General features: G+C 72.0%; 7 protein-coding genes. 5 read left to right on the plus strand and 2 right to left on the minus strand.

The features are described 5' to 3' along the window. Positions 1–60: 60 nt before the first annotated feature. Positions 61–1,086 carry a TerC/Alx family metal homeostasis membrane protein gene (locus AWQ71_RS03255; protein ID WP_067126421.1) on the plus strand — a complete coding sequence of 342 codons (1,026 nt, stop codon included), beginning with the start codon at positions 61–63 and terminating at the stop codon, positions 1,084–1,086. Between the two features lie 28 nt (positions 1,087–1,114). Here the strand turns inward: AWQ71_RS03255 and AWQ71_RS03260 are convergent, their stop codons facing one another. Then, complete coding sequence (locus tag AWQ71_RS03260; protein WP_067126425.1) at positions 1,115–2,272, minus strand: sugar phosphate isomerase/epimerase family protein; 1,158 nt, start codon at positions 2,270–2,272, stop codon at positions 1,115–1,117. Positions 2,273–2,415: 143 nt separating this feature from the next. Further along, positions 2,416–3,618: an ROK family transcriptional regulator gene (locus tag AWQ71_RS03265; RefSeq protein ID WP_067126428.1), complete on the minus strand. Its 1,203-nt coding sequence runs from the start codon at positions 3,616–3,618 to the stop codon at positions 2,416–2,418. Between the two features lie 317 nt (positions 3,619–3,935). Here AWQ71_RS03265 and AWQ71_RS43585 point away from each other — a divergent pair, with 317 nt between their 5' ends. The 4 genes from AWQ71_RS43585 to AWQ71_RS03285 all read left to right on the plus strand — a co-directional run bounded on the left by AWQ71_RS43585 (position 3,936) and on the right by AWQ71_RS03285 (position 15,420). Continuing rightward, positions 3,936–8,798, plus strand: a complete 4,863-nt coding sequence (locus tag AWQ71_RS43585) for a ThuA domain-containing protein (RefSeq protein WP_067126431.1) — start codon at positions 3,936–3,938, stop codon at positions 8,796–8,798. A 76-nt stretch (positions 8,799–8,874) separates the two neighbouring features. After that, on the plus strand, positions 8,875–10,929 hold the full coding sequence (locus AWQ71_RS03275; protein ID WP_067126434.1) for a catalase: 2,055 nt from the start codon (positions 8,875–8,877) through the stop codon (positions 10,927–10,929). Between the two features lie 263 nt (positions 10,930–11,192). Continuing rightward, complete coding sequence (locus AWQ71_RS03280; protein ID WP_067126437.1) at positions 11,193–13,868, plus strand: glycoside hydrolase family 3 protein; 2,676 nt, start codon at positions 11,193–11,195, stop codon at positions 13,866–13,868. A 52-nt stretch (positions 13,869–13,920) separates the two neighbouring features. After that, entirely contained in the window at positions 13,921–15,420 is a 1,500-nt protein-coding gene (locus AWQ71_RS03285) for a phytoene desaturase family protein (protein ID WP_245658087.1), read from the plus strand. Positions 15,421–15,425: the final 5 nt, after the last annotated feature.

The following is a 15,425-nucleotide window of genomic DNA, read 5'->3' on the forward strand; positions in this document are numbered from 1 at the left end:
CGCGCGGAACGACGCGACCATGCCTGCGGACATGGCCGCGGACTTGGTGGAGGTCATCCCTTGCTGGAGATAACCCCGGTCGGCTGGGCGCTGACCATCGGCGTGATAGTGCTGCTGTTCGCGCTCGATCTGATCCTCGGGATCGTCCGGCCGCACACGGTGGGCTTCCGCGAGGCGGTCGGCTGGTCGGTCTTCTACATCGCGGTCGCGGTGGCCTTCGGCCTGGTCTTCGCCGCCTACGCGGGCTGGGAGTACGGCGCCGAATACTTCGCCGGGTACGTCGTCGAGAAGAGCCTCTCGGTTGATAACCTCTTCGTCTTCGTGATCATCATGAGCACGTTCGCGGTGCCCGCCGAGCACCAGCGCAAGGCGCTGACCCTCGGCATCATGATCGCGCTGGTGATGCGGGTCGCCTTCATCGTGCTCGGCGCGGCCCTGCTGTCGCTGTTCTCGTTCATGTTCCTCGTGTTCGGGGCGCTGCTGATCTGGACCGCCGTCCAGCTCTACCGGCACCGCCAGGAGGATCCGAGCGTCGAGGACAACGCGCTGGTCCGGCTGACCCGCCGCGTGCTGCCGGTCACCTCCGACTACGTCGGCGGCCGGATGATCGCGCGGGTCGGCGGCCGGCGCGTGGTCACCCCGCTGTTCGTGGTGCTCATCGCGATCGGCAGCACCGACCTGCTCTTCGCGCTCGACTCGATCCCGGCGGTGTTCGGCGTGACCGAGGAGCCGTACATCGTCCTGGTGGCCAACGTGTTCGCCCTGCTCGGGCTGCGGGCGCTGTTCTTCCTCGTCAAGGGGCTGCTCGACCGGCTGGTCTACCTGTCCACCGGGCTGGCGCTGATCCTCGCGTTCATCGGCGTGAAGCTGGTGCTGCATTGGGCGCACGGCCTCAGCGACAGTGTGCCGCAGATCTCGACCATGCTCTCGCTGGGCGTCATCGTCGTCGTGCTGGCCGTCACCACCGTGGCCAGCCTGCTCAGGTCGCGCCGCGACCCCGCCGCCCGCGCCCACGCCGGCACGCTGCGCGCCCCCGAACGGGAGCCCGAGCCGGAGCCGGAGCCGGCGCGCGGCGACGAGAAGTGAGCGCGGGGGCGGGGTACGGCGCGGCGGGTCAGCCGCGCAGCGCGGCCAGGTTGGCGTAGCTCAGTTCGGCGTACCGCAGGGAGCGGCCCGGGTCCGCCGCGTCCCCGGGGGCGTTGTCCTGCTCGTACATCGGGTTGTGGTAGCCCTTGGCCCCCATGTTCGCGAAGAAGCCGGCGTAGTCGATGTCACCCGTGCCGAACGGCACCATGTCGTAGCCGTTGGCGCCCGCCGGGTTGTGCTTGCCGTCCTTGGCGTGGAACAGCGGGAAGCGCTTCGTCTGGGCGCGTACGACCGCGAGGGGGTCGAAGACGGCGGTCTGCGCCGATCCGTCGGGCGCGGTGTAGGTCCGGAACTTGAACTGGGCCACGTGCGCCCAGAAGATGTCCATCTCCAGGTAGACGTGCGCCGGATCCGTGATCGTGAGGAAGTACTCCAGCTTGCGGACGCCCGACGAGCGGGTGGGCCGCCCGGCCGCGTCCGGCGGGCCGCTGTCGAGGAGGAATCCGTACGCCACGTCGTGGTTGTGGGTGTACAGCTTGATCCCGGCCGCGGACGCCAGCGAGCCCAGGTGGTTCCACTTCTCGGCGGCCACGTCCCAGTCGGCCCGGTAGGCGCTGCCGGTGGGGTCGCCGCCGGTGCCCATGTGGCCGAGGCCGAGGATGTTCGCGATCTCCAGGTGCAGCTTGAATCGGTCGAGGTCGGCCGTGGTGAGCGGCCACGAGCCGGGGATGAAGCCGTGGTTGCCCTCCGCTTGCAGGCCGTTGTCGTCCAGCCAGCGGCGCAGCAGCCGGGCGCCCTCGACGTTCTCCAGATCGGCGCCGCCCTCGGCGTTCGGGTGCTGGCCGTAGCCGGCGAACTCGACCTGCTTGTAGCCGATGCGGGCCAGCTCCTCGAACACCCGGCGGAAGCCGGACGCGAGCGGGGTGGAGCCGGGGTCGCGGCCGATCGCGTCGCGGACGGTGTAGAGGATGATGCCGCGCTTGCCCGGAGGCACGAGCACGCCGTTGCCACCCCTCTGGGCGGCCGTGCTCGTGGCGGCGCTCGCGGTCGCGGCGAGCGGGCCGGTCGCGGCCAGGGCCGTCGCCGCGGTGACGCCCGTCGTGGCGGCCAGGAAGCGGCGCCGGCTCAGCCCGAGCGCGCGCCGCAGGGCGGACGAGGTCTCGGTGGGATCTTCGTGTGCGGTCATCGCAGCCGTCCTCTCGGTGCGGACGCGTGCGCCGAACACGTCGGGGGCGCGCTGGGGTGCGCAGGCGCCCGGCGATCCCGGCGGCGTGCCACCGTCGCGGAGGATCAGGGCGCCCTCATTGTTACGGCACCGTCGGCGGCGGGTCAATGCGCGGCGAGGGTGACCGCCTGGTCCACCGTCCCCGGCGCGAGCACGTGCTCGACCACCATGACCGCGGCCCCGATGACGCCCGCCCGGTCGCCCAGCTCGCTCGCCCGGATGGTCAGGTGCTGGGTGGCGAGGGGGAGCGAGCGGCTGTAGATCGCCTCGCGCACCCCGGCGAGGACGTGTTCGCCCGCCTCGGCGATGTCGCCGCCGACGACGATGACCGACGGGTTGAAGAAGTTGACGATGGCCGCGAGCACGCCGCCGATGTCCCGCCCGGCCTGCCGGATGACCTGCGCGGCCTGCGCGCTGCCTCCGCGGATCAGCCGTACGACGTCGCGGCTGCCGGCGGCGTCGACGCCCGCCTCGCGCAGCCGGGCGGCCATCGCCGCGCCGCTCGCGACCGCCTCCAGGCAGCCCGTGTTGCCGCAGCGGCACAGCGCGTCGCCCGCGGTGCCGACCCGGATGTGCCCGACGTCGCCGGCCGCGCCCTGCGCGCCCCGGTGCAGCCGCCGGTCGGCGATGACGCCGCACCCGATGCCGGTGCCGATCTTCACGAAGAGCAGGTGGTCGACCTCCGGGCTGGCGATCCAGTGCTCGCCGAGGGCCATGATGTTCACGTCGTTGTCGACCAGGACGGGGGCGGCGAGCCGCGCGCCGAGCCACTCGGGCACCGGGAAGGCGTCCCAGCCCGGCATGATCGGCGGGTTCACCGGCCGCCCGGTCACGTGCTCCACCGGCCCGGGCAGACCGAGCCCGACGCCGCAGACCTGGGAGAGCGGGTACCCGGCCTCGGCCAGCATCTCCTCGAACGCGGTGACCAGCCAGGACAGCGTCGGCTCCGGGCCGCGCTCGATCGGCAGCTCGGCGGCCCGCTCGGCCAGCACCGCCATGCCGAGATCGGTGACCGCCAGCCGGGCGTGCGTCGCGCCGAGGTCGGCCGACAGCACGATGCGGGCGCCGCGGTTGAACGCGAACGCGGTGGCCGGCCGTCCTCCGGAGGAGACCGTGTCCCGCGAGGGGACGATCCACTTGTGGTCGATCAGCACGTCGAGCCGCTGCGAGACGGTGGACCTGGCCAGGCCGGTGAGCTGGGCCAGCTCGGCGCGGGTGCGGGCCTGGCCGTCCCGCAGGATCGCGAGCAGGGCCCCCGCGCCCGGGGCCGCTCCGCCGCCGGGCTCGCTCACAGTGCCGTGCGTCAAGCGCGTCTCCCATCAACCGACGTCCGGACCCGGTGCTTTCCCGCGATGTTACATCAGCGGATCTTTGCCTTTCGTTGACAGTCGGCATAAGTCCGGCTTACTTTCGCGAAATACGGACGACATCCGACGCATGTCGCCGGTAATTCGCTATCGGTAGCCGTTCCCGTCCAGTCGGGCCCGGTCGCCCGCTCCGCCGCCGCGCCGAGACGGCGGGGCGCGGCGAGTGCCACCCGGGTCCGTCACCCCCGCTCTGCGTCCCGTGCCCCTGTGCCACCTCACCGGGACGCGACCACCCCCCAAGCGAAGGGAACCCCGCCATGCCCCCCAGGCGGACCAGCCGCGCCACCCGCTGGGTCGCGCGGATCTGCGCCTTACTGCTGGCTCTCACGAGCCTCACCGCGCTGACCACGACGATCGGCCCGGCCGCGCCCGCCCGCGCCCACGCGGCCGTCGACCCCGCCGACTACCAGCGGATCGAGCTGGCCAAGGGCGTGCCCGAGATGGGCGAGCCCATGACGATGAGCGTGCTCCCCGACCTGTCCGTGCTGCACACCTCGCGTGACGGGACGCTGCGCCGTACGGACGCGGAGGGGAACACGACGGTCGTCGGCGCCCTCAACGTCTACACGCACGACGAGGAGGGACTGCAGGGCGTGGCGGCCGACCCCGGCTTCACCGCGAACAGGTTCGTCTACCTCTACTACGCGCCGCGCCTGAACACCCCGGCCGGCGACGCCCCGGTGACCGGGACCGACTTCTCCGCCTGGCAGGGCGTGAACCGGCTCGCCCGCTTCACGATCAAGCCCGACTGGACGCTGGACGCGGCCAGCGAGGTGAAGATCCTCGACGTGGCCGCGGACCGCGGCATGTGCTGTCACGTCGGCGGCGACATCGACTTCGACGCCCAGGGCAACCTCTACCTGTCCACCGGCGACGACTCCAACCCCTTCGACTCGGCGGGCTACTCCCCGCTGGACGAGCGGCCCGACCGCAACCCCGCGTACGACGCCCAGCGCAGCGCCGGGAACACCGACGACCTGCGCGGCAAGATCCTGCGGATCAAGGTCAAGCCGGACGGGAGCTACGACATCCCGGAGGGCAACCTCTTCCCGCCCGGCACGCCCAAGACCCGGCCGGAGATCTACGCCATGGGCTTCCGCAACCCGTTCCGGATGAGCGTGGACAAGACCACGGGCATCGTCTACGTGGGCGACTACGGCCCTGACGCGGGCAGCTCCGACCCCAACCGCGGCCCGAGCGGCCAGGTCGAGTTCGACCGCGTCACCGGCCCGGGCAACTACGGCTGGCCGTACTGCACCGGCACGAACACGGCGGCCGAGACCTACAACGCGTTCACCTTCCCGTCCGGCCCGTCCGGGCCGAAGCACGACTGCGCCGGCGGCCCGGCCAACCGCTCCTTCCGCAACACCGGCATGGACACGCTGCCGCCCGCCCGGCCCTCGTGGATCAAGTACGGCGGCGACGAGGGCTCACCGCCGGAGTTCGGGAGCGGGTCCGAGTCCCCGATGGGCGGCCCGATCTACCGCTACGACCCGGACCTGGACTCCCAGGTCAAGTTCCCGGCCGAGCTGGACGGCCACTTCTTCGCCGGCGAGTTCGGCCGCCGCTGGATCAAGGCGATCGACGTCCCCGCCGACGGCACCCGGGGGGAGATCGCGGACTTCCCGTGGACCGGGACCCAGGTCATGGACCTGGCCTTCGGCCCCGACGGCGCGCTCTATGTGCTCGACTACGGTTCGGGCTACTTCGGCGGCGACCAGAACTCCGCGCTGTACCGGATCGAGTACATCAAGGGACGCGACCGCGCGCCGCACGCCGTGGCCAAGGCCGACAAGACCTCCGGCAGGACGCCGCTGACCGTCTCCTTCTCCTCGGCCGGTTCGGCCGACCCCGAGGGCGAGCCGCTCACCTACGCCTGGGACTTCGGCGACGGGACGTCCTCCACCGACCCGAATCCGACCACGACGTACACCGAGGACGGCGACTACACCGCCACCCTCACCGTGCAGGACCCGGCGGGCAACGTGGGCCGCGCCGGCGTGCGGATCACCGCCGGCAACACCGCGCCGACCGTCACCATCGAGCAGCCCGGCCCCGGCCGGCTGTTCGAGTGGGGCGACACCGTGCCGTTCACGATCAAGGTGACCGACCCCGAGGACGGGGAGATCGACTGCGACAAGGTCACGATGACGTACGTGCTCGGCCACGACAGCCACGGCCACCAGATCACGTCCACGAAGGGCTGCGCGGGCGAGCTGACCATCCCGTCCGACGGCGAGCACGACGACGCGGCCAACATCTTCGCGGTCTTCGACGCCGAGTACACCGACAAGGGCGGGCTGACCACGCACACCCAGCACATCCTGCAGCCGCGCCACCGCCAGGCCGAGCACTACACGGCGATGTCCGGCGTCTCCCAGATCAACAAGGCGTCGGCGCACGGCGGCAGGACGGTCGGCGACGTCCACAAGGGCGACTGGATCTCCTTCAAACCCTACGAGCTGAGTGAGGCCAAGGGCTTCACCGCGCGCGTCTCCTCGGGCGGCGCCGGCGGCACGATCGAGGTCCGGGCGGGCTCGGCGACCGGCACCCTGCTCGGCAAGGCGTCCGTGCCGGTGACCGGAGGCTGGGAGACCTTCGTCGACGTCTCCGCCACACTCGCCGGAGCCCCGGCCGGCACGACCGAGCTGTTCCTCGTCTTCACCGGCGGCTCCGGCGCGCTGTTCGACCTGGACGACTTCACCCTGCTGAAGGAGCCGGCGGGCACCGGCCCGGCCATCGGCCCGATCACCGGGCCCGGCGGACTGTGCGTCGACGTCGCCGGAGCCAACAGCGCGAACGGCACCAAGGTCCAGCTGTACACCTGCAACGACACCGGCGCGCAGGTCTGGACGATCGAGGGGACGACCGTCAAGGCGCTGGGCAAGTGCCTGGACATCGCGGGCGGCGCCACGGCCGACGGCACCAAGGTGCAGATCTACACCTGCAACAACACCGGCGCCCAGCAGTGGAGCGCCGGATCGGACGGCTCGCTGAAGAACCCGCAGTCCGGCCGCTGCCTCGACGGCGCCGACACCGGCCAGCTCGTCATCAGGGACTGCGACGGCGGCGCCGCGCAGAAGTTCGTCCTGCCGGCATCCGGCGGTCCCGGCGGCTCCGGTGACGTGCTCGTCTTCTCCCGTACGGCGGGCTTCCGGCACGACTCGATCCCGGCGGGCATCCAGACGATCAAGGACCTGGGCTTCACGGTCACCGCGACCGAGGACCCGGGCGCCTTCACCACCGCCAACCTGGCGAAGTACAAGGCCGTCGTCTTCCTCAGCACCACCGGCGACGTGCTGAACGACGCCCAGCAGACGGCGTTCGAGTCCTACGTCAAGGGCGGAGGCGGCTACGCCGGCGTCCACGCCGCCGCCGACACCGAGTACGACTGGCCCTGGTACGGCGGCCTGGTGGGCGCCTGGTTCGCCTCGCACCCGGCGGTCCAGCAGGCCACGGTCAAGGTGGAGGACCGGGCGCACCCGGCCACCGCGCACCTCGGCCCGTCCTGGAGCCGGACCGACGAGTGGTACGACTACAGGTCCAACGCACGGACCACCGCCCACGTGCTGGCCACGCTGGACGAGTCGACCTACTCCGGCGGGAAGATGGGCGCCGACCACCCCATCGCCTGGTGCAAGCCGTACGACGGGGGCCGGTCCTTCTACACCGGCGGCGGGCACACTGCGGCCTCCTTCGCCGAGCCCGCCTTCCGCGAGCACCTGCGCGGCGGCATCGCCTACGCCATGGGCGACGCCAAGGCGGACTGCCGGCCGGAGACCGGCTACACCGCGATCTACGACGGCGACACGACCGGCTGGCAGCAGGCGGGCCCCGGCGGCTTCGCCAACGCCGACGGCACGCTGACCTCGCAGGGCGGCATGGGCCTGTTCTGGTACAAGGCGAAGGAGTACCACTCCTACTCGCTGAAGCTCGACTGGAAGATGCGGGGCGACGACAATTCGGGCGTGTTCGTCGGCTTCCCCGCCTCCGACGACCCGTGGTCGGCGGTGAACAACGGGTACGAGATCCAGATCGACGCCACGGACGCCCCGGAGAAGACCACCGGCTCCGTCTACGGCTTCCAGTCCGCCGACCTCGCCGCGCGCGACGCCGCGCTGAACCCGCCCGGCCAGTGGAACACGTACGAGATCCAGGTCGAGGGGGAGCGGCTGCGGGTCTTTCTCAACGGCACGCAGATCAACGATTTCACCAACACCGACCCCGCCCGCTCGCTCCAGCAGGGGTACGTGGGCATCCAGAACCACGGCGCGGGCGACGAGGTGGCGTTCCGCAACATCCGGATCAAGGAACTCGGGCCGGACGGGAAGGCTCCGGTGACCGCCGCCGCGCTGGATCCCAAGGAGGGGCCGAGCGGCTGGCACACCGCGCCGGTGACCGTCACCCTGACGGCGACCGACGAGGGCTCGGGCGTCGCGACGACCGAGTACCGCGTCGGCGACGGTGACGGCGACTGGACCGCCTACACCGAGCCGTTCACCCTCAAGAAGGACGGCACGCACACGGTGGCGTTCCGCTCCACCGACAAGGCCGGCAACACGGAGGAGGCCAAGAAGGTCACCGTGAAGCTGGACGCCACCGCGCCCACGCTCACCGTCGGAGGCGTCACCGGCGACGGCACGTACGGCGACGCCGCCCGCGTCACCGTCACCGCCGAGGCAGCGGACGAGGGCTCGGGGATCGACGCGGTGACGGCCACCCTCGACGGCGAGGAGCTGACCCTCGGCGAGCCGCTCGACCTGCACACGCTGGCGCTCGGCGAGCACACCCTGAAGGCGACCGCGACCGACAAGGCGGGGAACACCGCCGAGAAGGTCAGGACGCTGACGGTGACCACGTCGTTCGGCGACCTGGAGACCCTGCTGGACCGGTTCTCCGTCGGCGGCACGCTGGGCGCGCAGCTCGCCGACTTCCTCAAGGCGGCGAACCACCAGGACGTCAAGGACCACCCGGACCAGGCGATCCACCACCTGGAGAAGTTCCGGTCGGCGGCGGCCGAGGTGGCCGACGCGGCCGCCCGCGCCGTGCTCGTCCGCGACGCGGACGCCCTGATCGCGGGGCTGCGCCCGACCGGCGCTGACCGTCTGATCCCTGTTTAACCGATGTGGTGCACGAGGGTATAGACCCCAAGGTCCCCCCGAACGGACAGAGACCGCCAACCGTGAAGGGGGACCCGTGCGCCACGAGGACGCCGTCGAGAAGGACGAGAAGCAGCGGCAACTCGACCAGCACCGTGTCGATCTCCAGGGCACCCGGCTCACCACCGACCAGGGTGTGCTGATCGACGACACCGACAACTCGCTCCAGGCCGGGGAGCGCGGTCCGACGCTCCTGGAGGACTTCCACTTCCGCGAGAAGATCATGCGGTTCGACCACGAGCGCATCCCCGAACGCGTGGTCCACGCCCGCGGCTCCGGCGCCTACGGCCAGTTCCGCGTGTACGAGTCGCTCGCCGAGCACACGGTCGCCGACTTCCTGTGCGACCCGTCGCTGGTCACCCCGGTGTTCGTGCGCTTCTCCACGGTCGCCGGCTCGCGCGGCTCGGCCGACACCGTACGGGACGTGCGCGGGTTCGCGACCAAGTTCTACACCCGGCAGGGCAACTACGACCTGGTCGGCAACAACATGCCGGTCTTCCCCATCCAGGACGGCATCAAGTTCCTCGACTTCGTGCACGCGGTCAAGCCGGAGCCGCACAACGAGATCCCGCAGGCCCAGTCGGCGCACGACACCCTCTGGGACTTCGTGCAGTGCCAGCCGGAGACCCTGCACTTCGTCATGTGGCTGATGTCCGACCGGGCGATCCCACGCAGCTTCCGCATGATGCAGGGGTTCGGCGTGCACACGTTCCGGCTGGTCAACGCCGAGGGCCGGGCCACGTTCGTGAAGTTCCACTGGAAACCCCTCCTCGGCACCCACTCGCTGGTGTGGGACGAGGTGCTGCGCGTCCAGGGCAACGACCCCGACTTCAACCGGCGCGACCTGTGGGACGCGATCGAGCGCGGCGCCTTCCCCGAGTGGGAGCTCGGCCTGCAGATCGTGCCCGAGTCGGACGAGCACGCCTTCGACTTCGACCTGCTCGACCCCACGAAGATCATTCCCGAGGAGATCGTGCCGGTGCGCCCGGTCGGCAGGATGACGCTCAACCGCAACCCGGAGAACTTCTTCGCCGAGACCGAGCAGGTGGCCTTCTGCACCGCCAACGTCGTGCCCGGCATCGACTTCACCAACGACCCGCTGCTGCAGGCCAGGAACTTCTCCTACTTCGACACCCAGCTCATCCGGCTGGGCGGGCCGAACTTCGCCCAGATCCCGGTCAACCAGCCGGTCGCGCCGGTGCACAACGACAACCGCGACGGCTACCACCAGCGGATGATCCACCAGAGCGGCACCAGCTACTCCATCAACTCGATCAGCGGCGGCTGCCCGATGTCCGGCGTGGTCAGCGGCGACTTCTCCGGCGTGTTCCAGCACTACCAGGAGCGGGTGGACGGGCGGAAGATCCGCAAGCGCAGCCCCAGCTTCGAGGACCACTACAGCCAGGCCACGCTGTTCTGGAACAGCATGTCCTTCTGGGAGAAGCGGCACATCGTGAACGCCTTCCTCTTCGAGCTCGGCCACGTCGAGCGCCGGAACATCAAGGAGAAGGTCGTCGAGCACCTCGTCCACATCGACCACGAGCTCGCCACCCAGGTCGCCCTCGGGCTCGGCATGCCGGTGCCCGCGGGCGGCCCGGCCAACCACGGCAAGGCGTCGCCCGCGCTGAGCCAGGCCAACTCGGCGCGTGAGACGATCGCCACCCGCAAGATCGCGATCCTGGTCGCCGACGCCACCGACGCGAGCGCGCTGACCCCCGTCAAGGAGGCGCTGGAGGGCCAGGGGGCGATCTGTGAACTGATCGGGCCGCACGAGGGGAACGCCGCCTCGCTGGCCGTGGACCGCCAGCTCACCGCGACCAACTCCGTGCTGTACGACGCGGTCCTGCTCGCCGACGGCGGCCTCCTGGCCGAGGACGGGCCCGCCGTCCACTTCGTCCGCGAGGCGTTCAAGCACGGCAAGGCCATCGCGGCGCTGCCGGGCGGCTCGGCCCTGCTGCAGGCGGCCCGGCTGCCCGGCACCCAGGGCGTGATCGGGCCCGACGCGTCGGGAGGCGCGTTCGTCCAGGCGTTCGCCGACGCCATCAAGGTCCACCGGCACTACGACCGCGACGTGGCGACGTTCTCGGCCTGAGCTCGCCATCCTGGCACGGCGATACGGCGCGGCGGGGCGATGTGGGAGCGCCTCGCCGCGCTGTCGGGTCCGCGTGTCAACGAGAAAACGCTCTCCCGGGACGCCTTCGAAGAAGTCACTGTTTCCCAGGCGAACGAGGGTGCCGTTGGAGAGCGCTCTCAGACTGTTGACTGACCGCCGGGCCGGGATGAGGATCTGCGCAACGCGGTGGCCCACGGGGCCGTCACGATCGCCGTTGCCGCCTCTTGAGAACGGACCCCCCCATGACACGACCGTTCGCCCGGTTACGGGCGCGTCGACGCACCTCCGCGGTGCTGGCCGGCCTCGCCGTACTGGCGGGGGGCCTCGCCGGAGTTCCCGGCGCGAACGCGGGGGCGGGTGAGAGCCCCGCCCAGCCGGTGGTCGGGGCGCCGCCCCTGGGCCGCGACGGATGCGCCCGCGCCGACGCGAGCCTCGCCACGCTCCCCGACTGGCCGAAAGTCACCAGCCGGATCAAGAGGAACCCGGCCGACGAGAAGCGGGTGGCGAAGACCCTCGCCGGCATGACGCTCGCCGAGAAGGTCGGGCAGATGACCCAGCCGGAGATCGGCGCCGTCACCCCCGAGGAGGTCCGTCAGTACGGCATCGGCTCGGTGCTCAACGGCGGCGGCTCCTGGCCCGGCCGGGACAAGCACGCGTCCACGCGGGCCTGGCTCGACCTCGCCGACGCGTACTGGGCGGCCTCCGTCGCCACCCGGACCAAGATCCCGGTCATCTGGGGCATCGACGCTGTGCACGGCAACAACAACGTCTACGGCGCGACGGTCTTCCCGCACAACATCGGGCTCGGGGCGGCGCACGACCCCTGCCTGGTCAGGGACATCGGGGCCGCGACCGCCACGCAGATCCGGGCGACCGGCCAGGACTGGGCGTTCGCGCCCACCCTCGCCGTCGTCAGGGACGACCGCTGGGGCCGCACGTACGAGGGCTTCTCCGAAGACCCCCGGATCACCCGCGCCTACGGATACGAGATGGTCCGCGGGCTGCAGGGCGACCACCCGCGCGGCATCGGGGAGCGGAGCGTAATCGCGACCGCCAAGCACTTCATCGGCGACGGAGGCACCCTCAAGGGGCAGGACCAGGGCGTCAACCCGTCCTCCGAGGCCGAGATGATCAACATTCACGGTCAGGGCTATTACGGTGCGCTGGCCGCCGGGGCGCAGACCGTGATGGCGTCCTTCAACAGCTGGACCAACGCCGACCTCGGCATCGACGAGGGCAAGCTTCACGGCAGCGAGCGGGCGCTGACCGGCATCCTCAAGGGGAAGATGGGCTTCGACGGCGTCGTCGTCTCCGACTGGAACGGCATCGGCCAGGTGGCCGGGTGCACCAACGCGAGCTGCGCGCGGGCGATCAACGCCGGCATCGACGTCGTGATGGTGCCGAACGACTGGAAGGCGTTCATCGCGAACACCGTCGCGCAGGTCGAGGCCGGTGAGATCCCGATGGCGCGGATCGACGACGCGGTGACCCGCATCCTGCGGGTGAAGCTGCGGGCCGGCCTGTTCGACGCGCCGAAGCCGTCCGCCCGCGCCGGGGCCGGGTCGGCGTCGGCGCTGGAGGCGAAGGCGCTGGCCAGGAAGGCCGTGCGCGAGTCACAGGTCCTGCTCAAGAACAACGGCAAGGTCCTGCCGCTGGCCTCGGGCGCGAAGGTCCTGGTCGTCGGGAAGAGCGCGGACAGCCTGCAGAACCAGACCGGCGGCTGGACCCTCACCTGGCAGGGCACCGGAAACACCAACGCCGACTTCCCCGGCGGCACGACGATCCTCGGCGGGCTGCGTGAGGCGCTCGGCGCGGCCAACGTGACCTTCGCCGAAACGGCTGATGACGTCGATCCCACCACGTTCGACGCGGTCATCGCGGTACTCGGCGAGACGCCGTACGCCGAAGGGGTCGGAGACATCGGGCGGCGCTCGCTGGAGGCGGCGAAGCTCTATCCCGGCGACCTCGCCGTGCTGGACAAGGTCAGCGGCAAGGGCGTCCCCGTGGTCACCGTCTACGTCACCGGCCGCCCGCTGTGGGTCAACAAGGAGCTGAACCGCTCGGACGCGTTCGTCGTCGCCTGGCTGCCCGGCACCGAGGGCGGCGGCGTGGCCGACCTGCTCGTCCGGTCCCGGCACGGGGGAAGGCCCGGCGGCGGTTTCACCGGCACCCTTCCGTACTCCTGGCCGAAGACCGCGTGCCAGACCCCGCTCAACGCGGGCGACGAGGGCTACGACCCGCTCTTCCCGCTTGGGTACGGCCTGCGCGACGGGCAGGCGGGATCCGTCGGCACGCTCGATGAGACGTCGCCTGCGGCCGGGTGCTCCGGCAACGGTGGCGGCGGCACCGCGACCGAGGACCTGGAGATCCACAACCGTACGGACGTCGCGCCATACCGGAGTTACATCGGCTCCGACGAAAACTGGGGCGGCACCGAGATCGGTGTGGACGGCGAGGCGGCGCACTCCGTGATCAGCGTGGTCCCGGCCGACGTCAACGTGCAGCAGGACGGCCTGAAGGTGACCTGGACCGGCGGCGGCCCCGGGCAGATCTACATGCAGGACCCGGCGGGCGGCACCGACCTGCGCGGCTATCTCAACGCCGGTGCGGCGCTGGTCTTCGACGTGATCGTCCACCGGCTCCCGGCGGCGCGGACCGTTCTGGGCGTGCACTGCGTCTACCCGTGCATGTCGGAGGTGGCGGCGACGTCCCTGTTCCAGCGGCTGCCCATGGGGACCACGGCGACGGTCAAGGTCCCGATCGCCTGTTTCGCGGAGGCCGGTCTCGACCTGGAGGCGGTCAACACGCCGTTCCTCGTCTACACGGACGGGGCGTTCTCCGCGTCGTTTGCGAATGTCCGCTGGGTGCCCGGCGCCGCCAAGGACGCCGACGCCCAGACCTGTTCCGGGCTCACCTGATCCGCTCGACCCGGGCCCGGGTAAGGATCGCCGCGCTGGGCAGTCGGCGACTGTGGCCGGAACCGAGCCGCGGCAGCGGGCCGATGTGGGGGCCGATGTGCGGGCCGAGGTGGACGCGGTCGTGGTGGGCGCCGGGCCGAACGGGCTGACGGCGGCCGTCACGCTCGCCCGGGCCGGCCTCGCCGTACACGTGTACGAGGCGGCGGCGACCGTCGGGGGCGGGGCGCGGACCGGGGAGCTGACGCTGCCCGGCTTCCACCACGACGTCTGCTCGGCGGTCCACCCGCTGGGGGCGGGCTCGCCCGCCTTCCACGAGCTGCGGCTGGAGGAGCTCGGCCTGACCTGGGTGGAGCCGCCCCTCCCGCTGGCCCACCCGTTCCCGGACGGCACCGCCGTGACGCTGGCCCGCTCCGCCGAGGAGACCGCGGCCTCGCTCGCCCACGGTGTGCTCCGGGACGGCGCCGTCTACCGCCGCCTGGTGGAACCGTTCCTCGGGCGGTGGGACGCGCTCGCGCCGGACGTGCTGCGCGCGCCGCTCGCCGGGCTGCCCCGCCATCCGTGGCTGCTCGCGCGGTTCGGCCTGCGCGCGGTGCCGCCCGCCGCGCTGCTCGCCCGCCTCTTCCGCGGTGAGCGGGCGCGCGCCCTGCTCGCCGGGCTGGCCGCGCACGCGATCGCCCCGCTCGGCTCCCCGGCCACCGGCGGGGTCGCGCTGCTGTTCGCGCTCGCCGCGCACGAGGTGGGCTGGCCGTTCCCGCGCGGCGGCTCGCAGGCGCTCGCGGACGCGCTCGCGGCGCGGCTGCGCGCCCTCGGCGGACGGATCGAGACCGGGCGCCCCGTCACGAGCCTCGCCGAGCTGCCGTCCGCCCGCGCGTACCTGCTCGACGTCATGCCGGAGGACCTCGCGGTCCTGGCCGGCGACCGGCTGCCGGAGCGGTTCGCGGCCCGGATGCGCCGCTACGGCCACGGCCCCGGCGTCTTCAAGATCGACTACGCGCTGTCCGGGCCGGTCCCGTGGACGGCGGCGGAGTGCGCTCGCGCGGGCACCGTGCACATCGGGCCGACGTTCGAGGAGATCGGCGCCGCCCTGCGCGCCGACCACCGGGGCGTCGCGCCGCGCGTCCCGTTCCTGATCGCCGCGCAGCCCAGCCTGTTCGACGGCACCCGGGCGCCGGCCGGCCGGCACGTCCTGTGGGTCTACGGGCACGTGCCGAACGGCTGGCGCGGCGACCTCACGGAGGCGATCGAGCGCCAGATCGAGCGCTTCGCCCCGGGATTCCGCGAGCGCGTCCTGGCCCGGGCCGCCGCCGGGCCCGCCGAGATCGAGGCGCGCGACCGCAACGACCCCGGGGGCGACATCGCGGGTGGCCGGTGCGACCGGCTGCGCCTGCTGCTGCGCCCGCGCCCGGCCGTCCTGCCGTACGCCACGCCGGACCGGACGGTCTACCTGTGCTCCTCGGCCACCCCGCCGGGACCCGGAGTGCACGGCATGTGCGGCTACCACGCGGCGCGCGCCGCGCTGCGCAGGGTCTTCGGGGGCGCCCCGGGGGAGTAGCACCG

It is taken from the genome of Microtetraspora malaysiensis (genome assembly GCF_001528665.1).
Lineage (GTDB): Bacteria > Actinomycetota > Actinomycetes > Streptosporangiales > Streptosporangiaceae > Microtetraspora_A > Microtetraspora_A malaysiensis.

What these genes read in the sequence shown, in the direction of transcription:
- AWQ71_RS03280 (WP_067126437.1), top strand. Translation starts at nt 11,193, where the DNA reads ATGACACGACCGTTCGCCCGGTTACGGGCGCGTCGACGCACCTCCGCG.
- AWQ71_RS03260 (WP_067126425.1), bottom strand. Translation starts at nt 2,272, where the DNA reads ATGACCGCACACGAAGATCCCACCGAGACCTCGTCCGCCCTGCGGCGC.
- AWQ71_RS43585 (WP_067126431.1), top strand. Translation starts at nt 3,936, where the DNA reads ATGCCCCCCAGGCGGACCAGCCGCGCCACCCGCTGGGTCGCGCGGATC.